The organism is Mucilaginibacter sp. PAMC 26640 (assembly GCA_001596135.1).
Classification (GTDB): Bacteria; Bacteroidota; Bacteroidia; order Sphingobacteriales; family Sphingobacteriaceae; genus Mucilaginibacter.
This window is the reverse complement of the sequence record CP014773.1, coordinates 4,772,526-4,793,332: the sequence shown is the minus strand read 5'-3', so window position 1 is coordinate 4,793,332 and position 20,807 is coordinate 4,772,526. Positions and strand designations below refer to the sequence as shown.

The following is a 20,807-nucleotide window of genomic DNA, read 5'->3' as shown; positions in this document are numbered from 1 at the left end:
ATAATTAGGACGGCACAATTATGAACTATGAGGTAAGTTCTGTCGAATTTGACCCATTCGCAGGCCCCGAGATCTTATTAATGGCTCCTGCTACCGAGCCGCAGATAGAGATATGGACATCGTGCTTAATTGGCGGTGCTGACGCGAGTTGTGCCTATAACGACTCTGGATCCATACTATTGACCGGCCCTTTTGACAAGGATGCCATGTTTAAAGCGTTGCAGGCACTAAGCGACCGGCACGAGGCTTTGCGTACCGTTTTTACTGCCGATGGGCAAAATTTTATAGTCTACAACAACCCGCAGGTAGACATCGATTACCATGATCTGTCGTCGCAGAGCGACGCGCAGAACAAACTTTTTATAGAAAATTACAATCGGCAAATAGCTATTACCCCGCTTGACCTGGTTAACGGACCGCTGTTTAAACCTGCCATTTTAAAGCTGAGCCGCGAGGAGCACTACATTACTTTTGTGGCGCATCATATTATTTGCGATGGCTGGTCTACTGGTGTGATGATGCAGGAAATGGGCAGACTCTATTCAGACTATGCACAGGGGCATTGGCCAAACTTGCCGCCCGCTCCAAAATACAGTGCGTACGCTATTGAACAAACCGCCCTAGCCGTCACCGAAGAAAGCCGCGAAACGGAAAGGTATTGGATAGATATGTTCAAAGGTAGTTCGCATTTGCTGAACCTGCCTACCGATAATCCGCGGCCTGCAATGCGTACTTATAAAAGTAAGCGGGTAGATTTTAAATTGGACGGCAACTTAGTTACCGAAATAAAGCAAATGGCACGGAAGGCGGGCACCAGCTTCGTAACCACACTCATGGCCGCCTTTGAGGTTTATTTACAGCAGGTCACCGGCCACGAAGAGATCATCTTGGGCCTGCCGGCAGCGGGGCAATCTGCCACCGGTAACTATGGCTTAGTTGGGCACTGTGTAAATCTGTTGGCCCTGCGTAGCTATCCAAAAGGAGATCAAAGCTTCAGTGCATATCTTAAACAAAGAAAAACAGAGGTGCTGGATGCCTATGATCACCAGATGTATACTTTTGGCAGTCTACTAAAAAAGCTTAACATACCACGCGATGCATCGCGCTTACCATTGGTACCGGTTGTTTTCAATATCGATATCGGTATGGACGAAGGTGTACACTTCTACAATATCAAACACCGGTATATCACAACTGGCCGTGAATACGAAAATTTTGAGATCTTTCTGAATATTACCGATCATAAGGATGCGCTGATGCTGGAGTGGTCGTATAATACGCAGATTTTCCACCTGGCTACGATCACCAGGATGATGGATGAATACGAGCATTTGCTTAGGCAGGTGGTGAATAACCCCGAAAGCTTGATTGGTAAATTGCCGGTGATGCGCGCGGACGAACTAAGCCGCCAGCTAAAAGCATGGAACAATACCAAAGTCCCTTATCCGAAAGAAAAATCGCTGCACCAGATCATCAGTGAAACTGCAGCAGCAAATCCATCAGTAACAGCCCTTAAATTTAATAACGAAACTTACAGCTACAAGCAGTTAAATGAAAAAGCCAATCAACTGGCTGCTGTTTTAATTGAAGAAGGTGTTCTTGTAGGCGATAAAGTAGCGATATCGTTAGATCGCTCGGCCGAATTAGTGATCGGGCTGTTGGCCATCATGAAAGCAGGGGGGATTTACATCCCGCTTGATCCTGTTTTCCCTATCAACCGTATCAATTACATGCTGGAAGATTCGGAAGCGGTGATCCTCATCACGTCCCGGCAATACCTGGGCAAATATGAAAGTAAGGCCAGGGAACTTTTACTGGATGATATTTGGGTAAACCTCAGCAGTAAACCTAAAACCGACCCTGAAGTAAAGGTGACGGGCCAAGATTTGCTGTATGTTTTATACACTTCGGGCTCTACCGGGCAGCCGAAGGGTGTTCAGATAGCCCATCATAACGTGGTTAACTTTTTGTACAGCATGCAAAAAGTTCCGGGTATGACGGCCCGTGATAAGCTGCTGGCCGTTACTACCATTAGCTTCGATATCGCCGGGCTGGAGTTGTTTTTACCCTTGATTAGCGGTGCCCAAATTGTATTGGCTGATAGTGCAACGGCGAAAGATGGTATGGCCCTGCTGGAATTGATCCGAAAGGAGAAGATCACGGTGATGCAAGCCACGCCTTATACCTGGCGCATCCTTTTAGAATCGGGCTGGGAAGATGAAAATATTAAAGTGATCTGTGGGGGAGAAGCACTGCCGATGGATCTGGCTACCCGTATTTTAGCACGCGCCAGCTCATTATGGAACGTATACGGGCCTACAGAAACTACCATCTGGAGCACGGTGAAACAGGTTACTGCCGATGATACTTCGATCACCATTGGCAAGCCGATAGACAACACCTACATTTATATCCTCGATAAATTTCAAAATCAGCTGGCACCGGGTGCGGCAGGCGAGATCCATATCGGGGGAGAAGGAGTGGCAAAGGGCTATCTGGATCAGCCGATCATGAACTATGAAAAGTTTGTTGACGATCCGTTTGATGATACCCCGGGGGCCCTCATGTACCGCACCGGTGATTTGGGGACTTACACGCCACAAGGTGAGCTGATATACCTTTCCCGTGTGGATGCCCAGGTTAAGATCCGCGGTTACCGCATCGAGACTGGCGAAATCGAGTTTCATTTATCAAAAGATCCGGATCTGAAACAGGCCGTTGTAATTGCCAGGCCCGATAACAATGGTGTAGATAAGCTGGTTGCTTATGTGGTATTTAACGATGGCTTTGTATGTAAAGACTTCAACGAATGTATGAATTATTGGCGCAGCGAGCTTACCGGCTCTGTGCCCGAATATATGGTGCCGGATAACTTTATCCGGGTGGATGAAATGCCGCTTACCCCAAACGGTAAGGTAGACAAAAAAGCACTGGCCGCCATTGGGCCCATCGCTACCGAAAATGATGATGCCTATGTAGAGCCGCGTACCAATATAGAGCAAATGGTGGCAGATATTTGGAAGGAATACCTTGGGCTGGATAAAGTTGGCGTTTACGATAACTTTTTTAAGTTGGGCGGTCACTCCCTTATAGCTGTACAGGTAATGGCCAAAATAGAACGAGAAACGGGCAAACGCCTACCGCTTGCTATCCTGTTCGAAAACTCTACGGTGGAAAAGCTATCGCAGATTTTGGGGATGGATGGCCGGTCTATAACCTGGGATTCACTGGTGCCGGTTAAGCCTAAGGGCAATAAAATGCCGATTTATATTGTGCATGGTGCGGGTTTGAACGTGTTGCTCTTTAATACGCTGGCCAGTAATATGGATCCTGATCAGCCCGTTTTTGGCCTGCAGGCAAAGGGCTTAAACGGGATAGATGAACCGCTGAACCGCATAGAAGACATCGCGGCGCATTACATATCGTCCATCAGGGCGCAAAATCCCAATGGTCCGTATGCATTAGCAGGCTTTTCGTTTGGTGGTATCATCGCTTTTGAAATGGCCCGGCAGATGGAAGCGCTGAACCTGGAGGTAAGAATGCTGGCTATGTTTGATACTTATGCCTACCGCACACCGTACTATGATAGCTGGCTGGTGAATAAATATAAACGCGGCAAATATCTTGCGCGCAGGCTATGGTATTCTGTAACCTTCCAGGAAGGTATCGGCACAACGATTAAAAATCGCACCAAATCGGTTAGCAGGATGTTTACCCGAGCGATGTGGCGATTAAAACACGGCAAAGAGCAACAGCAAGTTGGTTTTTTTGGCTACAGCAACAAGATAGATGAGATGAACGATGTTGCGCAGCGGTATTACAAGATAGAGCCCTATGAAATTGCGATAGAACTCTTCCGGGCCGAAATAAAATCCTTTTACCTGGATGATTTTGAATTTATGGGCTGGAAACCGTTCGCCTTAAAGGGCGTAAATATTCACAAGATCCCGGGCGAACACAACACCATATTTAAACCGCCAAATGATAAAGAGTTTGCGAGGATATTACAGGAATGCTTAAATGCAGCCAACAAAAAATGACGGTAAAGGCGCTATACCCGGCGCCTTTACTATTTTTGCATACGGCACACTGCTTTAATCAAAATAAAAATACTATCTGTTGGGCAAGGTTAACATACAGTTTTTAAAACACATTGACTGGCAACAAGAACCCTTATGCCCCGTATTGAACGAATGTGACGTTCATGTATACCGAATTCAGATCAGTGCCAATCTGCAACTTTTAGATTTGTTTTCGACAGTTCTTACTCAGGCAGAGAAAGATCGGGGCGGCAGCTACTTTCAGCAGAAGGACAGGCAAAGATTTGTGATCAGCAGGGGTGCGCAACGGTATATTCTTAGCCGCTATTTGAGTATCCCCGCACACCAATTAATTTTTGCTTTAGGGGCTAATAAGAAGCCCTACCTGTTTACTAATAAGTCGGCAGGTTTACACTATAATATAAGCCACGCCGGCGACTGGATTATACTGGTTGTTGCCAAATCTACGGTAGGTGCCGATGTAGAGTATAAAGATCCCGGTTTTAATTTTCAGGATATCCTGACTGATAATTTCAGTGCGGATGAAAACAGTTTTATCGATGAAAAAGATAGCCGGGAGCGTTTTTACCTCCTGTGGACACGTAAGGAGGCTTTACTTAAAGCCACCGGTAAGGGTTTAGGCGATCACCTGAACCTCACACCATCGCTTGATGGCAGTCACAACATGCCATCAATTTTACAGGATGTTAGGCGTGACTGGCAAACGATCAGCTTCGAAGCAGCTAACGACTATTTTGGCAGTATATGCGTGGAGAAGAAAGTCGCAATTTTTCGGTTTTTCGATACCGCCTTCCAGCAGCATGAAAAGCTACCAATTATTGTGTAGACCCATAAGGATTTTCAAGTGGTACCAAGGCTTGCTGTGGACCGGGCTTTAATTGCTTAATATTATCTAGCGCTTTATTTGTCTTCTGCCAATTTTCGCGGTACCGTACATCGCCGTCTGCCAGATCTTTGTGCTGATAATAAGAGAGAATACTTTTCTTAAGTTCTGGCGTAATATTTTTGTATTGTTGCTTTTGCAGGCGTAATAATAACTCATCATAGGTTTTATCAGCCAGTGAGTATTCGCTGAATTGGCTCAGATTGCCGGTGTCGAAGTCGATATCGGGAAGGTTGAAACTACTGCTACCTACCTCTTGCAAAGCGATGCCGTAGTTGCGAACTATCGTATCAAAACTCTGCGAAAATAATTTTTCACCAGCTTTACCGGGCGAAACATATTTTAGTGTTTTTAACGGGCCTACTTTGGGTAAGATCTTAATAAGGAAAGCCAGTATGTGTGATCCAGGCTTTGATTTATCAACCTGTTTACCATACTCGAGTTTAAACGACCGGCGGCTCATTTTGTATTGGAACTTCTTGGCCGTCATACCCGGAGTCATTTTCAGAATAGTATCTTTATTAGTCTTATAGGCAGACTTTGTTAACACCGGGAACAAATTACGTACGCCCCAACGCAGGGTGTTAATACTGCCGTTAATATTACCGAAAATGCTGCCTAATTCCTGTCCGTAGGTTTCGTAGAAGGCTTTTTCCAAAACAGGTACCGAAATGTTGAAACCTATAAAATCATGATACCCGTCATTGGTGTAAGTTCCGCGGCCGGTTTGTAAAACATCGTAAGAAAACTCCATCCTGCTGTGCGATTTATGATCCTCCGCATAGGTTACTACATCCCCGAATTTCTTTTTGAGTTTAGGATAAATCAATGGGATATTGCGGTTGGTAGCCCGTGAGTGGCCATATTTATCGGCCATATAATGCGATATTGCCCCCAGGGCAAAAGCATACTCATTCACAGTCCGTGCATCTCTTATCAAATTTTCCACAAAGTCGCCACTACGCACATAGTGCAGCAGGTCTGTAAAAAAAGCGTTCCCAAATGGCATGTATCCCATGTCTGCAACCATTGCACCGCCGTAAGCGTAAGAGTGAGCCATTCTGATTTCGGCGGCTGTAAGATTGGGGTATTTTTGTTGAATTATCGGTAATAAAGTCGGTTGCCAGGAAGCATCGATGATTGCCTCATGTGCCAATATAGAATAAGCCTTAGCGCCAGTCGTGCAAACAAGCAATGCTACGGCAACTATGGCGGATCGGAAAAAGAGGCATGTGCTCGACAAGTTCAATTCTTTTAAAATTTTGATAATAATTAGAAACAGTAAAAAAACAATAAGGTTTTGGATAGATGTTTATACATGTAATTGTTACCGTAAACCTTTTTACCTGCAAACTCTTATCGCCGCTCATCATACACCCCAAATTCTGCTATGGATGCCTGATGATCCGCCTCGTCTATCCACACCCTTACCTTACTGCCATAAACGCCATCAAAGCGGTTAACTTTTACCCGGTTATTGTTGATTGTTTTAAGGATGGGTTTCCAAACGCCATTTTGCAGATACTCTAAACGGTAAGCACTAAAGTTAGGCTTATCCTCTGTAATGGTTATTGCGTTAAAATTAGTGTCGTGACCAAAATCGATCTCGTACCAAGGCGTTTTCACCCGACTGTTGGATGTCCACGAGGTGCTTAAATCATCATCGTTAGCAAAATCCATAATGTTCATGTCATCACTCCAGCTGGAGTTTGACATTTTGTGCTTAGCCAAATTACTGGCGATAATAGGTTCACCGGTAGGTGCAAGTTTAGGCGCGGGGCCTTCATTCTTCCATAATCCGCCAATTTGTTTTAACGCTGCAAGGGCATTATCATCAATTAATCCATCACGGTTCGGGGCAACATTTAGGATAAAGTTACAATCAACCTTATTAAGCGGAATGATGTCCTCATTTACCAATTTTGCCGCATCTTTCACAGGCGTTGTTGGGAAATTGGTTTTCCAGAACCAGGCACTGTTAATAGGCAGGCAAGCCAGGGCAGGCATACGATTGGTTTCTTTAGAAATACGCTGCCCAGCACCCATTTCATAGGTCTTAATATCCGTGTAATACAAACCTTCGGCAGGATATTTCGCACCGTTAAGATCCATGATCACACAATTGGGCTGCAGCGATTTTACGAGGTGATAAATATCTTCAAAGTTGATGTCATCGTAAGAAATACGCGACCAGGGAGCGTCCCATCCATCAATGATCAGGGCCTCTATCTTTCCATAGTTGCTAAGCAATTCGGTGATCTGTGCTTTCACCATCTCAAAATGTTTGGCGGTAATGTTGTTCGGGCGCAGGCGATGGTGCGTATCCAGGATACTGTAATACAGCATCACCTTTAAATTATTAGCGCGGAAAGCATCTACAAACTCGCGAACCACATCTTTCTTCAATGGGCTGTTCATAACATTGTAGTCGGTAGTTTTGGTATCCCAAATGCAAAAGCCGCTATGGTGTTTTGTGGTTAAGCAACCGTAGGTCATATTGGCTGATTTTGCAGCCTTGGCCCATTGTGCAGGATTCAGTTTTTTGGGGTTGAAGAGGGCGGGGGATGCATCGGGATCGGGCCAGTCTGCATCATTAAAAGTGGGCATATTAAAGTGAATGAACATGCCGAATTTGAGATCAACAAAATTTTGCTGCAATTCGCTTAGTGGCTTTTTTTGCGCCACTGCGGACAGTGTAAATAATGAAATGGTCAATAGGGCGATAGTGCGTTTGTTGATTTTCATAGGTACAAATGGGGAACAATTAAATCTAAACATACGGCTTATGCCTTTTAATCAGGAAGGTTTTTTTGAATTTTTTGCCTAGCAGATGTTTGAGGAGGCTGGAGTACCGGAAGGGCAGTAAACAATTTGGAGTGCTCTTTGTAATTTAACTCTGATAACGGTTTAGCCAATATATCAAACACCCAAAAATGGAACCAATTAGTGTAATTGTAGAAAGCCCGAAGGGTAGCAATCATAAGTATGTTTATGAGCCTGATTTGAAGCGATTTAAATTAAATAAAGTATTGCCGGCAGGTATGGTTTTCCCTTTTGATTTTGGATTTATACCGGATACCAAGGGTGGCGACGGCGATCCATTGGATGTTATGGTAATCTCCGAGATTACCAGTTACCCTGGTGTATGTATGGACTGCCGTATCATTGGCGCATTAAAAATAGAGCAAACGGAACGAGACGGCCAAACGCTGCGTAACGACCGGTTGCTTGCCGTGCCAATAGTATCGCAATTATTTGCAGATGTAAGTTCGATACTTCACCTGCCCGATGCAATTTTAAGCCAGGTAGAGCACTTTTTTAAGAATTACAATGAGCAGGCTGGCAAGAAATTGGAAGTGCTGGCACGGCTAAATGACCTAGATGCCTACCAACTCATCAGATCCAATCAGCAATAAATTTTTACATTTCGTAAATGCAATTATGTTGCATTAGTTATATATTTGCACCATGAGATCGTCAAGAATGGCTTTTAAGCTGGATAATATCGGGATGACGGCATCCACACTCTGCGCTATTCATTGCGCTGCTGTACCGGTATTTTTTACGAGTTTGCCCTTAGTAGGACTTGGCTTTTTGGCTAATCCCTGGATTGAGTGGGGGATGATCATCGCAGCCCTTGTGGTTGGTGTGGCTTCAATTGGTGGATCGTTTGTTAATGCACATCACCGCACGTTGCCGCTGGCTATGCTGATAACCGGGTTTGTGACAATTATCCTTGGCCATGTATTTACTCAAGGTTGGCTGGAAGCTGTGATTGTACCTATCGGGGGAATTACCATTGCAGTTGCCCATTTTGTAAATTACAAATATGCAGGAACCTGCAATGCCGGCGATAATTTCCTGCATGTTAAGCATAGCCACAACTAATTATGACAGACGTGAATAATGGTAAGAGGTTTGAAGATGTACTTGCGAAGCATCAACTAAAAAAAACAGGTGCACGCCTGCGGGTGCTTGATCTGATGTACGCAAAAAAAACCGCAACCTCCCAACCCGATCTGGAAAGTGTAATGCATGATATCGACAGGGTTACCTTATATCGCATCCTGAATGTATTTGAAGAGAAAGGCATCATTCATAAGGTGTTCGATTTGAATGGCACTGCTAATTATGCCATATGCGCATCCGGCTGCCAGGAACAACATCATCATGATGAGCACCTGCATTTTAATTGCACCATGTGTAAAGGCGTGTTTTGCCTGAATGAATTAAGCCTCCCTTCGCTGAATCTTCCCAGTGGCTTTAAAGCTGAGGCATTTACGCTCTATGCTTCTGGGCTTTGCCCTAAGTGTAGTAGTAGCTAGGAACGCTTTTATTAGCCAGTATACTCGACGTTATCTCTTCATAATCAATCTTATTTATTAAAATTAGGGGCAGAACTTTGTAATATTTGTTAGTATTTTACAAACACATCTACAACCATCCATCTGCTTGCTATGCCTTACTATCAGCACTATTCTTTTGACCTTTGGTTAACCCTCGTCAAATCTGATCCGCAATTTAAAAATCTGCGCGCCGGATATTTCCATCAAAATCATAATAATTATAACAAATCGGAAGAAGATATAGCACATATCTTCCGTCAGGTGGATTTGATGGTAAATGGCGTAAATGAGAAAACCGGTAAAAATATTGATGCAGACGAGATGTATCTGATGGTGATCAATTTTATTAACGATGGCAAGGCCGATCTGGAAGGGGTTGACCTGGATCATTTAGCTGCACAGATGGAAAACCTTTTGTTTCTGCACCCGCCTATCCCATATTCAACTGTAACAATTTCCACCTTACATCATCTAAAACAAAATAGCGGGGCTACCTTTAGCTTGCTGAGCAACACCGGATACATCACCGGCAAAACATTGAGAAAAGTATTAGCATTATATCGGCTGGATGATTTTTTTGATTTTCAGCTTTATTCTGACGAGGTAAATATGAGCAAGCCCAACAAAGCATTTTTTAACGCGATGCTCAATCATGTGGACATTTGCAATCCGGGTAAAAGCGTGCCCTTAACAGGCATTATGCATATTGGCGACAATCCCAAAAATGATATTAAACCTGCCAGCGACATAGGTATAAACAGTATGCTTATCAATTCTAACAAAAGCACAATACTTAACCTGCTCCCATAACAATGACCAGCACCTATTCTTTATATCATATTGATAGCGCAGAAAGCTTTGGCTTCAGCGCCGACGAGTATAGTCGATTTAAATTTGGCGATGGTTTAGTTTCCCAGGCTTTTGGCACGGCTCTGGCCAACGGCTTTATTATTGAACGGCTGGTGATAAATCCCATCCGACAGCAAATAGTGGTGTTGTCGAGCCCTTATTCTTTTATCCCCACAGCCACTTTCGCCATGAAGAACTGGTTTGTATACCGGCTGAACCATTGGCTGGAACAAACTAATTTACCGGTTGTGCAGGAAGCAAAGGTGCACCGCACCATAACTTATAAAGAAGACTACGGCGAACTGGATGCTGAGCAGCGGATGAAGCTGATCGGGAACGATCAGTTTCATATCGATAAAGATTTTTTGGCTGGCAAAACACTGATATTCCTGGATGATATCCGTATTACGGGCAGTCACGAGCGGATGATCATGAAAATGGTAGAGGAATATAAATTGAGCAACGAGATTTATATGCTTTATTTTGCGGAGCTGGTGAACAAAAGCGTTCATCCAAATGTGGAGAATCATTTGAACTACCATCACGTAAAATCTATATTTCACTTGCAGGATATCATTGCTAGTCCGGATTTTTGCATCAATACCCGCATCGTTAAGTACATACTCAATTATGATTTCGAAAGCTTTTGTATTTTCATGCAGGAGCAAAACATTACGTTTGCCCAGCAATTATATAACATGGCATTGGGCAACGGTTACCATACCATCGAAGCTTATGCGCAAAACCTTAATTTCATAAAAAAACGTTTACTTTTAGACAATTATAAATCGATAGAATATGGCAATTAATCTTCAAAAAGGGCAGCGCGAAGCTATCGACGCTCCCAAATTTACGATAGGATTAGGGTGGGATACCAACTCATCATCTACAGGAGCAGCGTTTGATTTAGATGCTTCTGTTTTTGTAATGAACGATAACAAGAAAATAGTGGCTGATGAGTTTTTTGTTTTCTATAATAATCTTACAACACCGGATGGCGCAGTGGAGCACACCGGTGATAACTTAACCGGCGCCGGCGATGGCGATGATGAGCAGATAAAAATAGATCTGAGTAGAATCGACTCACGTGTTACGGAAATCTGCGTTGTAGTCACCATCCATGAAGCAGAAAGCCGCAGGCAAAATTTTGGCCAGGTACGTAATTCCTTTATCAGGATAGCTGACGCGGCTACCGGCGCCGATATTTTAAAGTACGAACTGGAGGAAGATTTTTCGATAGAAACTGCTGTAGAATTTGGCCGCATTTACAAACGCGACAACAAGTGGAAGTTTGAAGCAGTTGGAGCAGGTATGAAAGGCGGCCTGCAAGACTATTTAAATAAATATAATTAAAAGGAAGAGCGTAAAAGCCCGATATGGCAATAGACTCACCCCCGTCACTTTTCTATTTGCAGAGGGGGATGTACAGGGCGGTTATAAGGCAGAGCATTGGCGACTTTTAGGCTTTTTTTACCTCCATTCGCAGCGTAGAGGAGTCGACGCACTGGGTGCCTTCGGGGTGAGTTAGTTCTGCATGCGAATTAGTACTATTGACGAAAAACATTAAACAAAAAACAATGGCAATTAATCTTCAAAAAGGGCAGCGCATCAGCTTAGAGAAAAGCAATGGGAGCAAACTGCAAAATATATGTGTAGGTATCAACTGGGGCGCTATAGAAAAGAAAGGCCTTTTTGGCTTCGGCACAACCAAAGAAGCGGTTGACCTGGATGCAAGTTGTGCTTTGTATGACGAAAGCAAAAAGTTATTAGAGGTAGTCTATTTCGGGAATCTTAAGTCGAAGGATAATTCGGTGCGCCACAGTGGTGATGATTTAACCGGAGATATGGACGGCGACGACGGCTTAGATAATGAAGTGATCACTTTAGATTTTGCAGCGCTTAATCCTGCAGTAAACTATGTGGCTTTTGTGCTGAACAGTTTTCGCGGGCAGGATTTTGGTGCCATTCCATTTGCTTCCATCCGCATTTACGAAGGCACACCAAAACGGGTGAATGAGATCTTCGCTAAGTACGATATTGCTCACGGTTCGGAGTTTAAGGGCCATGTATCTATGGTGATGGGTGTTTTTTACAAAAAGAATGGTGAGTGGAAATTTAATGCTATTGGCGAACCAACAAAGGATCGCAAGCTGGAAGAAACTGTACGCACAGTAACACAAAATTATTTATAAGCTTTTATCAGCAAAAATTAAGCAATAATGGAAAGCAACGAATTAAACCCGTCTATACCCCCGGTGCCTGGTTCATACGCCCAGCCGCTTGGCGATATCCCTACACCGGTGAATACCAATACGCCTGTAAAACTGGCGAAGGATGGCACTGTAGATCTGAGTAATATCACACCTGACGAGGTGAAGAAATATGGCGAACTGAGCAAAGACCTTAACCCAAAGGATGTAAACTCAATACTGAATTACGGTACCGAAGTGCAAAATTCAATGGAGCGTTACAGTAATACCTTTCTTTCTTCGGTACGGACATTCAATTCGGGAGAGGTAGGTGTTTTAATAACCGATTTGTTAAACGAGTTGAATTATATTGATGTAGATGAACTGAACCAGAGCGGTTTCATGAAGTTTGTAACCAGCATCCCGTTTTTAAAAGGCATCGTTATGGATACCAAAAAACTTTTTGCGAAGTACGATACGGTTGTGAATAACATTGATAAAATCACCAATAAGATCAAGGCCGGCAGGGTTAACTCTATTAAGGACAACGCATCACTGCAAACCATGTTTGATAGCAATGTTACCTTTATTCACCAGATGGAGGAACTAATCATCTCTGGTCAGTTAAAATATAATCAGCTGAATGAAGAGCTAGCGGTGATGGACGGAAACCCAGCCAACTACGAGGATTACCAGATAGCCGATATGCGCGATTTCGTAAACCGGCTGGATAAACGCCTGGCAGATTTAAAGGTAGTGCGATTTATTATGCTGCAATCGCTGGCCCAGATAAGGGTGGTGCAGAATAACAATACCACTATTGCGGAAAAGGCACAATCAATTGTTTCTACCACCATACCGGTATGGAAGAACCAGTTAACTATTGCTGTGGCGTTAAACCGGCAGAAAGAAAACGTGGAGATGCAGAAGAAAATTTCGGATACCACGAATACCATCTTGCAGAAAAACGCCGAGTTGCTGAAACAAAACAGCATAGATGTTGCCCGCGAAGGCGAAAAAACCGTAGTTTCGATAGAAACTTTGAAACGTACAACACAATCGTTGATAGAAACGCTTACAGAAGTGAAGCGAATTCACGATGAGGGGACACAAAATCGCAAAACGCTGAACTCCGAATTGCAAAATTTAGAGACAGAGTTAAAGAAGAATGTGACCAATACACGTTAATTAAACTATGGATGAAAACAGTGTAAATATTCTAAATGAATCTACCCGGGCTATCAGCAAATTGCAGCTGCTTACCGTTTTTTTTAATAATGATGTCATTTATAAAATTTACCTGCGCACGCAAGTAATCCACCAATTGTTCGCCACCAATCCTGATCTTGACCTCGGTAAACTGGAAATGTTCCATCTTCAGTTTACCGCTAGCTTGATAGATCTGCTGAAGAAAATTAAGAAGAACAATGAGGCCAACGCTGATTTGATGTTGGATGAGGTGCAGCTGAATAAAGAATTGATTACTAAAATGGATGATACGCTGTTTACCGAGGCCAATTTTAACCTGGATAAGCAGCGCCAGGCCCTGAAGATGGGGCAATCCCTTCGCAAGCTATACGAAGCTTTGTCTCACGATCTGGACGATTATCCTTTTGCTAAAAATATCAACCTGTTCAGTTCACGATATGCAAACGATTATTACGCAGAGATCCCGGTTGATGTATTAGACGAATTACTTCAATATAATCCCGCCGACCTATACACAAACAAGTATGCTACCATTCAGCGCAAGTTGATGGGTAAATTGTGCAAATACAATTTTAAAGTTGAGTTTTATACCGGTATACGCACAGGGGAAATAACAATAGAAGTATACAGGTTCACTGATATTGACCAATACTTTTTATACTCACCGTCGAATAATATTTTCTTATTTTGCGATGTTACAAAAATTGGCGACGCAGCCCGCGAAAGTAAGCTCTCAAAAAAAGAGCGTGTGATGCAGGAACTGATGGATAAAAACGTGCACCTGCAGAGTAGCGCCGGGGTGCTAAAAACACAATTGCCGGCAGAGGTAATAAGCCTGTTGGAAGAGAACTACAAGAAAATTGCCGGTGTTGATTTTCTGCAACACATGAATAGCTTTGATGTACAGGCGAATGTGCTGAAATCAATGCTGAATACTGATTTAATTTAAACCTGATATGGACATTTTACACACCCTGCTTGGTGACGACATAAAAGCGGGATTATTGATTATTCTGAACCTGATCGTTATAGAGAGCCTGCTCTCTGTAGATAATGCCGCTGTACTGGCCACCATGGTAATTGATTTGCCGAAAGAACAGCGCAGCCGCGCCTTGCGCTATGGTATCATCGGAGCTTATGTGTTGCGTGGTGTATGCTTATTTCTGGCTGCCTGGCTGGTAAAGATCTGGTGGTTAAAGCCATTGGGTGGCCTGTATTTGATGTACCTGGCATTCGATTATTTTAAAGGCAAGCTGCAAAAGAACGATGATGGGGAAGAAGAGAATGTAAATAAGGAGCAAAACTGGCTTTATAAATCAACAGTTGGCCTTATTGGTAATTTTTGGGCTACCGTTGCGCTGGTAGAATTGATGGACCTTGCTTTCTCGATAGATAACGTGTTTGCTGCGGTGGCCTTTACCGACCACGTTTTTTTAATTTATGTAGGAGTGTTTATCGGAATTCTCGCTATGCGTTTCGTAGCGCAGGCTTTTGTTAAGCTGATGGAAAAGTTTACATTTTTAGAGACCGTGGCTTTTATTGTGATAGGGGTGCTGGGCATCAAATTGACAGCATCATTGTACATCCATTTTTATCCGGCCTCATCTTTTTCAGAATTTATGGAAGGCGAAACGGCGGATATTGCAGTGTCTGTGTTCACCGTAGCAATTTTCCTGATCCCGGTAATAACCTCGTTATTGTTCAATTTCCCTAAAAAACATACGATTGAGCCGGAAGTCGCCGAAGCGGCAGAAGATGTTTTAAACAAGAGCTAATTCAGCCATGAATAAAATAATCGCATCCATCTTCGGGATTGGATATGTAAAAGGAGGAGGTACGCTGGCGGCCATTGTTACCTGCCCGCTAATTTGGCTGGTATGGCAATGGCAGATGCCCTGGGTTTTATTGGCTGTGACTATTTTAATTACCCTAGTTGGTATTTATGTGGGCGACAAGGTAGAACCCGAATGGGGTAAAGACAGCTACAGGGTGGTGATAGATGAGGTATCGGGCATGCTAGTAACCATGTTGTTTATCCCGCCAAACCTGTACCTGCTTTTAGGCGGCTTGGTGTTGTTCCGTTTTTTTGATATATTGAAACCGCTGGGGATCCGTAAAATGGAGGCTTTTCCGGGTGGTACGGGAGTAATGATGGATGATGTGCTGGCCGGGGCATACGGGAACGTAATTTTACAACTGATCGTTTTTACTTTGAAATTTAAGGGAATAGCGTTATAAGGTCTCCAGCTATAAACAACTTGGCTACACCAACCTGTCTTTCAAAATCGAACTATTATGTACTGTGAATACAATTTATCGTGGATAAAATGGTAGGTCCGCAGGTACGTTATTTAACAATAATCATTTCAATGCACTCGCGCACGGTAAGATATTTTGAAACTGCGCCGCGGTTAATACTTTTGCCGGTATTGTATTCGTTGGCTATCTCCTGCAGTTGTCTTTCCAGTTTTCGGCACAAGTCTTCATTTTCCTGGTAGCCGTTAGCGTACAGCGGGGTTTCCGTAAGTAAATTGTATGGTTTTGCAGCGGGTTTGCCGCAGATATTTAGTACATCAAACTTGACTTGGTTGCTGATAAATATGATATCCATGTTATTAAGCTTTAGGTTACAGTTTCGTTTACGTAAAGATATAGCGAAAGGTTGCAAAAAAAGCACTTTTTAGCCATAAAAATTAACCTTTGATTAAGCAATAAACGGTGGTAAAAGCTATTTAGTGTAACGATAGCTCTTTTAAAGCGGCGGGTAACAAGAAGCTTTAGGTACGAATTATGGTGTTATCTAATGGTCCCTTAAAATGAAGTTAGAAACCTGAGGTGCTAAAAAGGTATATCAAATAAGCCCGATTTGATGGCAAATAGTATCAAGCCTGCTGTATTGCGGCAATTTACTTTGGCAATGAGGTTGTTACGGTGCCCTTCTACTGTGCGCACGCTCAAAAAAAGCTGTTCTGCAATTTCATTGCTGTTAAATTCCCGGCAAATCAATTGCAGCACCTCCTTCTCACGCCGCGTTAAAGCAATTGGCAAACCATTCAATGTTTCCTTAGGCGTTTGTTTGTGATTTGCGCTATTGCGTAGCGCATCAAGCGCTTCATTATTAAAATAATAACCGTTTTCATAAACGGTAGTAATTGCCAGCGTCAGCTCGTCTTTATCGCAATTTTTTGCAAGGTATGAGGCGGCACCCGCGGTAATCATTTGTGAAATAAGTGCCTCGTTCACATGCACCGATAAAATGATCACCTTAATTTCAGGGTAATTTTCGCGCAGCTGTTTATTTAGTTGGATGCCGTTCATGCCCGGCATATCCATATCTATAAGCGCAACGTCAACAGTGATATTGCCTGCTTTTAGCACATCCAGGAATTGCTGCCCACCGGGACTTTCGGCTGCCAGATTAAAATTATCTACAGAATTGATGAGCAAAGCCAAACTTTGGCGAAATAAATTCTGATCATCAATAATGGCAACCCCAATTTTGTTCATATGCTTACTACTAACGGTTTTATTGGGTAGTTTATCCTGATATGAAACCCTTTGCCTGGTTGGGTGTCTACCGTATAGGTAGCCTGGATATTAAGCAAGCGACTTTCAATATTTTGTAATCCCATGCCTTTCTTCATTGTATCCACAGCCGCTGACAGCCCCTTGCCATTGTCTAAATATTCGATATTGATCGTGCCCGGCCCTGCTTTAAAATGGATCTCGGCTGCACTGGCACCAGCGTGTTTAATGGTATTATTCAAAAGTTCCTCTAATACCCGGTATAACGCCAACGCGGCGGTTATATCCAGATGTTCCATTTGCGTTTCTGCATCATTAATAAGGCCTATTTTTAATTTGCCCGATTGGTTGATGATACCGCAATGCTCGTTTATCGCCGCCGTTAAGCCGTAATAGCTCAAGGTTGCCGGTGATAGATTGTGTGATATGTTTCTCACATCCTTAACCACCTTATCTATTGTACCCTTACTTGCTTTGATAAAATCTTTATAATGTTGATCGGCAGCATCTACGGGTTTAAACATTTCAATCAATAACCGCAATCCGGATAGGGTAGTGCCCACATCATCGTGCAGATCCTGACCAATGCGTTTCCGCTCAGCCTCCTGTGATGCTATCACTGCGCCGAGCAATTCTTTCTGGTGCGCTAATTCAGCTTGTTGAAATTGCTCCCGCTGCCGTAACAGCTTATTTTGGTTACGGATAGAATATAATATGAATGACGAAACCAGAATTAAGGTCCCGGCCATTCCTAAGGTGATCAGGATATAGATATTGTCTGGGGAAACCTGCATTTGCTGTAGCCAATTGCGAATAAAATGTATTCGACGATTAAGATTGTATTGTGAATGTTCCAGATAACGTATGACATTTCATCTGATAATAGAAGGTAATTAAAAAAGATAAACATGAACAGTGCGCTTGAATAATATAGCAAGATGCCCGTTACCATCCAATTATTCACCTGCAGCTTCCATCTGGCGTCAATATCATTACTACTCCTCAAAAAGTATAACATGGAATAAATGATCAATATAATAGCGTCAACAGAGCGCGAGTAACTATTAATGATCATCGCCTTTTGTATAAACAAAGAGTTGTAAAGGCAAAAAACAACAAATACGGCGGTTATGGCATAAATGATATTCTTAGCTGGCTTATGATAAAACTCTGCAAAAAAAAATGATAAAAAAGCAAATTCGAAGGGCGTGTAAATATGTACCATGAAAGTTGTGCGCATGTGAAAGCCCCTGGCTATCACAGTTCCGATTGCGTTTGCTATAGCAGAAAATATTAAAAAGGCCAGCAGTATTTTCAAAGCCCTGTTAAGATATTGATAGTTGCGATACGCGTATATAAAAGGGAAAATGATGGTAAGAGGAACAATAAAAGTATTGTAGAGATAGTCGAGCATCTGATGAGGTTTATAAGCCTTAAAGATATTAAAGCTTATAAACAATTAACAGCGAATTCTAACTATTCTCTAAGGTGGGGCCGCCGCCAACAGGGCAGTGCGGTGGACAAACAATTGCCAGATCAACTACATTACTTGCGCCGCCAGGCAGGGTATGCACTTCGTTTCCATCTACTATGGCAACCATTATCAATTTAGCGCTGGATAGATCTGTGGCATCTTCTAAACCGATGTAAGCTCGCACGCTTTCTGCATCTTCATTATGGTCTACAAGATGTTTGATAGAAGCGATAGGGATCAGGAAGGACCGGCCTACAAATTCAGGATCGGCGGCGGCTAAATAGGTACGCCAGTTTGCTGCCATAGCGATAGCATTGGCTAAAGGGATAGTTGCTTCTTGTGACTGTGATATTTCTTCGGACATGATAAATAAATTGATGATAAAAAGGCTAAGTGTAGTATAAAAAAATAAGGAGAATACGCTGCTTTATCCGCCTGTAAATCTAAACAAATATAGCAAACGGGAGTAAGCTGTGAGTTTGTAATCGAAATTTTACAGGGTGTAACGTCAGAGAAAAGCTAACCTGCTGGGCTTTAGCTTTTATGTTTTTCTTACTATAAAAGTTATGCTGTAAATATTGATATTGCGGTGTTATCAAATCATAATCTTTAATCACAATGGCGCCCCCTCAAATCATATACCACCGCGAAGAACAACTTAACCCTGAAGAATTTATAGGTGTACTTAAACGCAGCACCCTGGCGGAACGCCGACCTATAGATGATCTGGATAGGATAAATAAAATGTGCAGCAATGCCAACCTCATTATTACTGCGCGTTTGGATGGCCAACTTGTGGGTGTCGCCCGCTCACTAAGTGATTTTGCTTTTTGCACCTATCTGTCAGATCTTGCAGTGGACCAGGACTACCAGCGGATGGGGATTGGTATCCGGCTAATTAAAGAAACAAAACTGCACACCCCGCAGGCTAAACTTATTTTGCTCGCGGCCCCCGCAGCGGTAGATTACTACCCCAAAACAGGTATGACCAGGTTTACACATAGTTTTCTACTGGATAATATTAACGATTTAAAAGTGTAATATTAATTGCCTGCTAACCGGATACACTTATGAAAAAGCTGCCTTTATTTGCTGTATGTATAATTTTATCGGCAAACCTTTTTGCGCAAAAAAGCAGCAAGCCTACCTATACCATCGCACCATGGTTCAATAACAAAAAAGCAGCCGTGAGTTTAACATTCGATGATGGCATTGCCGGGCAGTATGCCGTGGCCGTACCCTTATTAGATAAATATGGTTTTAAAGGCACCTTTTTCATGACGGTCAAAATAGTCGATAGTCAGCACATCAGCTGGATGGTGATCGATAGGGCTGCACAGGAGGGGCATGAAATTGCCAATCATGCGTTAACGCATCCGCATTTTATAAAGGTTTCATTGGATACTGTTGTTACGGAGACTGTAAAATCCAACCTGCAGATGAATAAATTAGTGCCCTCACAACAAATGATCACGCACGCTTATCCGTTTGGAGAAGGCGGTGGAAATACCGCAAAAGACAGCGCCATTCGTAAAGCGCTGTTACCACATTTTATCGGTGCAAGGGCTACAAAGAACAAACCTTATTCTTACAATACTTACGATTTCGCCAAAACCAATGATGATTACTATCACATAAACAGCGAGATGATGGCCGACTCATCCTCAATGGCAAATTTTGATAATGATATCGACCAAACGATAGCCGTTGGCGGCTGGTTTTGCCCAACCTATCATGGCATCCGCGATGGGTGGATCATTACCCCCACAGCTGTATTTGCCAGGCATTTGGCTGAACTTGATCAACGGAAAAATTCTGTATGGATAGCTCCTTTTAAAAATGTGATTCAGTATCATAAAGAGCGAAATTCCGCGGCGCTGAAGTTTCTGCACATCACCCCAAAAAAGTGGGTGCTTAGCCTTACCGATACTTTGGGCAATAACCGTAAAAACTGGGATCAGCCGCTCACCATTAATCTTACGGTTAGCAATCGTAAGATATTAAGCATTACCCAAAAAGGAAAAACCCTGCCGTTTAGTGTTACTGGTGATAAAGCAATCTTTAACGCCTTACCTGGTAACGATGAAATAAACGTGGCGTTTAATAAATAATATGCCCAGCCATGTTCATGGTCAGGCATCTAATTTCTTCAGAACATAAATTTTATTGAATCTATAAATTTATGTTCCTGACAAATTAAACCCTTATTTTTTTAACCATAGCGTTTGTAACGCAAGTTAATAAACCTTAACTTTTCCAACCAATTATAAG

22 protein-coding genes are annotated in these 20,807 nt (G+C 42.8%); 15 read left to right on the top strand and 7 right to left on the bottom strand.

Annotated features, from left to right (window positions below; translation table 11 throughout):
- Nucleotides 1–20 precede the first annotated feature (20 nt).
- Together A0256_20595 and A0256_20590 are read left to right on the top strand one after the other, a co-directional pair.
- The gene (locus A0256_20595; GenBank protein AMR33657.1) at nucleotides 21–4,040 is read left to right on the top strand and encodes a hypothetical protein; all 4,020 of its coding nucleotides are present in this window, start codon (nucleotides 21–23) and stop codon (nucleotides 4,038–4,040) included.
- 79 nt (nucleotides 4,041–4,119) lie between these two features.
- On the top strand, nucleotides 4,120–4,887 hold the full coding sequence (locus A0256_20590) for a hypothetical protein (GenBank protein ID AMR33656.1): 768 nt from the start codon (nucleotides 4,120–4,122) through the stop codon (nucleotides 4,885–4,887).
- On the opposite strand, the gene A0256_20585 is transcribed toward A0256_20590, so the two are convergent.
- Both A0256_20585 and A0256_20580 read right to left on the bottom strand, forming a co-directional pair.
- Nucleotides 4,877–6,100, bottom strand: a complete 1,224-nt coding sequence (locus A0256_20585; protein AMR33655.1) for a hypothetical protein — start codon at nucleotides 6,098–6,100, stop codon at nucleotides 4,877–4,879. The genes A0256_20590 and A0256_20585 overlap by 11 nt on opposite strands.
- 200 nt (nucleotides 6,101–6,300) lie before the next feature.
- Nucleotides 6,301–7,689 (bottom strand): carbohydrate-binding protein, encoded by a 1,389-nt coding sequence (locus tag A0256_20580; protein AMR33654.1) that lies wholly within the window; start codon nucleotides 7,687–7,689, stop codon nucleotides 6,301–6,303.
- 188 nt (nucleotides 7,690–7,877) lie between these two features.
- Between A0256_20580 and A0256_20575 the strand changes: the two genes are divergently transcribed.
- From A0256_20575 to A0256_20525, 11 genes are all read left to right on the top strand, one after another.
- The gene (locus A0256_20575) at nucleotides 7,878–8,360 is read left to right on the top strand and encodes a hypothetical protein (GenBank protein ID AMR33653.1); all 483 of its coding nucleotides are present in this window, start codon (nucleotides 7,878–7,880) and stop codon (nucleotides 8,358–8,360) included.
- Nucleotides 8,361–8,427: 67 nt separating this feature from the next.
- Nucleotides 8,428–8,832, top strand: coding sequence for a hypothetical protein (locus A0256_20570; GenBank protein AMR33652.1), 405 nt, complete (start codon nucleotides 8,428–8,430; stop codon nucleotides 8,830–8,832).
- Nucleotides 8,833–8,834: 2 nt separating this feature from the next.
- On the top strand, nucleotides 8,835–9,269 hold the full coding sequence (locus A0256_20565) for a Fur family transcriptional regulator (GenBank protein ID AMR33651.1): 435 nt from the start codon (nucleotides 8,835–8,837) through the stop codon (nucleotides 9,267–9,269).
- A gap of 132 nt (nucleotides 9,270–9,401) precedes the next feature.
- Complete coding sequence (locus A0256_20560) at nucleotides 9,402–10,100, top strand: dehalogenase (protein ID AMR33650.1); 699 nt, start codon at nucleotides 9,402–9,404, stop codon at nucleotides 10,098–10,100.
- Nucleotides 10,101–10,102: 2 nt separating this feature from the next.
- Nucleotides 10,103–10,948, top strand: a complete 846-nt coding sequence (locus A0256_20555) for a hypothetical protein (protein ID AMR33649.1) — start codon at nucleotides 10,103–10,105, stop codon at nucleotides 10,946–10,948.
- Entirely contained in the window at nucleotides 10,938–11,492 is a 555-nt protein-coding gene (locus tag A0256_20550; protein AMR33648.1) for a chemical-damaging agent resistance protein C, read from the top strand. The genes A0256_20555 and A0256_20550 overlap by 11 nt, the downstream gene beginning before the upstream one ends.
- Before the next feature lie 224 nt (nucleotides 11,493–11,716).
- Entirely contained in the window at nucleotides 11,717–12,331 is a 615-nt protein-coding gene (locus tag A0256_20545) for a Tellurium resistance protein TerD (GenBank protein ID AMR33647.1), read from the top strand.
- 96 nt (nucleotides 12,332–12,427) lie between these two features.
- Nucleotides 12,428–13,516: a tellurite resistance protein gene (locus A0256_20540; GenBank protein ID AMR34634.1), complete on the top strand. Its 1,089-nt coding sequence runs from the start codon at nucleotides 12,428–12,430 to the stop codon at nucleotides 13,514–13,516.
- 7 nt (nucleotides 13,517–13,523) lie between these two features.
- The gene (locus A0256_20535) at nucleotides 13,524–14,486 is read left to right on the top strand and encodes a hypothetical protein (GenBank protein AMR33646.1); all 963 of its coding nucleotides are present in this window, start codon (nucleotides 13,524–13,526) and stop codon (nucleotides 14,484–14,486) included.
- Between the two features lie 7 nt (nucleotides 14,487–14,493).
- Entirely contained in the window at nucleotides 14,494–15,312 is an 819-nt protein-coding gene (locus A0256_20530; GenBank protein ID AMR33645.1) for a hypothetical protein, read from the top strand.
- A 7-nt stretch (nucleotides 15,313–15,319) separates the two neighbouring features.
- Nucleotides 15,320–15,775 carry a phosphatidylglycerophosphatase A gene (locus A0256_20525; protein ID AMR33644.1) on the top strand — a complete coding sequence of 152 codons (456 nt, stop codon included), beginning with the start codon at nucleotides 15,320–15,322 and terminating at the stop codon, nucleotides 15,773–15,775.
- 109 nt (nucleotides 15,776–15,884) lie between these two features.
- Here the strand turns inward: A0256_20525 and A0256_20520 are convergent, their stop codons facing one another.
- From A0256_20520 to A0256_20500, 5 genes are all read right to left on the bottom strand, one after another.
- The gene (locus A0256_20520; GenBank protein ID AMR33643.1) at nucleotides 15,885–16,148 is read right to left on the bottom strand and encodes a hypothetical protein; all 264 of its coding nucleotides are present in this window, start codon (nucleotides 16,146–16,148) and stop codon (nucleotides 15,885–15,887) included.
- A 227-nt stretch (nucleotides 16,149–16,375) separates the two neighbouring features.
- Nucleotides 16,376–17,044: a hypothetical protein gene (locus A0256_20515; GenBank protein AMR33642.1), complete on the bottom strand. Its 669-nt coding sequence runs from the start codon at nucleotides 17,042–17,044 to the stop codon at nucleotides 16,376–16,378.
- Nucleotides 17,041–17,856, bottom strand: coding sequence for a hypothetical protein (locus tag A0256_20510; protein ID AMR33641.1), 816 nt, complete (start codon nucleotides 17,854–17,856; stop codon nucleotides 17,041–17,043). The genes A0256_20515 and A0256_20510 overlap by 4 nt, the downstream gene beginning before the upstream one ends.
- Nucleotides 17,823–18,476: a hypothetical protein gene (locus A0256_20505; protein ID AMR33640.1), complete on the bottom strand. Its 654-nt coding sequence runs from the start codon at nucleotides 18,474–18,476 to the stop codon at nucleotides 17,823–17,825. Before A0256_20505 ends, A0256_20510 begins: the two co-directional genes overlap by 34 nt.
- Before the next feature lie 58 nt (nucleotides 18,477–18,534).
- Complete coding sequence (locus A0256_20500; GenBank protein ID AMR33639.1) at nucleotides 18,535–18,900, bottom strand: hypothetical protein; 366 nt, start codon at nucleotides 18,898–18,900, stop codon at nucleotides 18,535–18,537.
- A gap of 254 nt (nucleotides 18,901–19,154) precedes the next feature.
- Here A0256_20500 and A0256_20495 point away from each other — a divergent pair, with 254 nt between their 5' ends.
- Both A0256_20495 and A0256_20490 read left to right on the top strand, forming a co-directional pair.
- Nucleotides 19,155–19,577 (top strand): GCN5 family acetyltransferase, encoded by a 423-nt coding sequence (locus tag A0256_20495; protein AMR33638.1) that lies wholly within the window; start codon nucleotides 19,155–19,157, stop codon nucleotides 19,575–19,577.
- 29 nt (nucleotides 19,578–19,606) lie between these two features.
- The gene (locus tag A0256_20490) at nucleotides 19,607–20,647 is read left to right on the top strand and encodes a hypothetical protein (protein ID AMR33637.1); all 1,041 of its coding nucleotides are present in this window, start codon (nucleotides 19,607–19,609) and stop codon (nucleotides 20,645–20,647) included.
- Nucleotides 20,648–20,807 lie beyond the last annotated feature (160 nt).

What these genes read in the sequence shown, in the direction of transcription:
- A0256_20500 (AMR33639.1), bottom strand. Translation starts at nt 18,900, where the DNA reads ATGTCCGAAGAAATATCACAGTCACAAGAAGCAACTATCCCTTTAGCC.
- A0256_20575 (AMR33653.1), top strand. Translation starts at nt 7,878, where the DNA reads ATGGAACCAATTAGTGTAATTGTAGAAAGCCCGAAGGGTAGCAATCAT.
- A0256_20530 (AMR33645.1), top strand. Translation starts at nt 14,494, where the DNA reads ATGGACATTTTACACACCCTGCTTGGTGACGACATAAAAGCGGGATTA.
- A0256_20510 (AMR33641.1), bottom strand. Translation starts at nt 17,856, where the DNA reads ATGCAGGTTTCCCCAGACAATATCTATATCCTGATCACCTTAGGAATG.
- A0256_20565 (AMR33651.1), top strand. Translation starts at nt 8,835, where the DNA reads ATGACAGACGTGAATAATGGTAAGAGGTTTGAAGATGTACTTGCGAAG.
- A0256_20550 (AMR33648.1), top strand. Translation starts at nt 10,938, where the DNA reads ATGGCAATTAATCTTCAAAAAGGGCAGCGCGAAGCTATCGACGCTCCC.
- A0256_20570 (AMR33652.1), top strand. Translation starts at nt 8,428, where the DNA reads ATGGCTTTTAAGCTGGATAATATCGGGATGACGGCATCCACACTCTGC.
- A0256_20555 (AMR33649.1), top strand. Translation starts at nt 10,103, where the DNA reads ATGACCAGCACCTATTCTTTATATCATATTGATAGCGCAGAAAGCTTT.
- A0256_20520 (AMR33643.1), bottom strand. Translation starts at nt 16,148, where the DNA reads ATGGATATCATATTTATCAGCAACCAAGTCAAGTTTGATGTACTAAAT.
- A0256_20595 (AMR33657.1), top strand. Translation starts at nt 21, where the DNA reads ATGAACTATGAGGTAAGTTCTGTCGAATTTGACCCATTCGCAGGCCCC.
- A0256_20495 (AMR33638.1), top strand. Translation starts at nt 19,155, where the DNA reads ATGGCGCCCCCTCAAATCATATACCACCGCGAAGAACAACTTAACCCT.
- A0256_20490 (AMR33637.1), top strand. Translation starts at nt 19,607, where the DNA reads ATGAAAAAGCTGCCTTTATTTGCTGTATGTATAATTTTATCGGCAAAC.
- A0256_20580 (AMR33654.1), bottom strand. Translation starts at nt 7,689, where the DNA reads ATGAAAATCAACAAACGCACTATCGCCCTATTGACCATTTCATTATTT.
- A0256_20560 (AMR33650.1), top strand. Translation starts at nt 9,402, where the DNA reads ATGCCTTACTATCAGCACTATTCTTTTGACCTTTGGTTAACCCTCGTC.
- A0256_20525 (AMR33644.1), top strand. Translation starts at nt 15,320, where the DNA reads ATGAATAAAATAATCGCATCCATCTTCGGGATTGGATATGTAAAAGGA.
- A0256_20515 (AMR33642.1), bottom strand. Translation starts at nt 17,044, where the DNA reads ATGAACAAAATTGGGGTTGCCATTATTGATGATCAGAATTTATTTCGC.
- A0256_20545 (AMR33647.1), top strand. Translation starts at nt 11,717, where the DNA reads ATGGCAATTAATCTTCAAAAAGGGCAGCGCATCAGCTTAGAGAAAAGC.
- A0256_20535 (AMR33646.1), top strand. Translation starts at nt 13,524, where the DNA reads ATGGATGAAAACAGTGTAAATATTCTAAATGAATCTACCCGGGCTATC.
- A0256_20505 (AMR33640.1), bottom strand. Translation starts at nt 18,476, where the DNA reads ATGCTCGACTATCTCTACAATACTTTTATTGTTCCTCTTACCATCATT.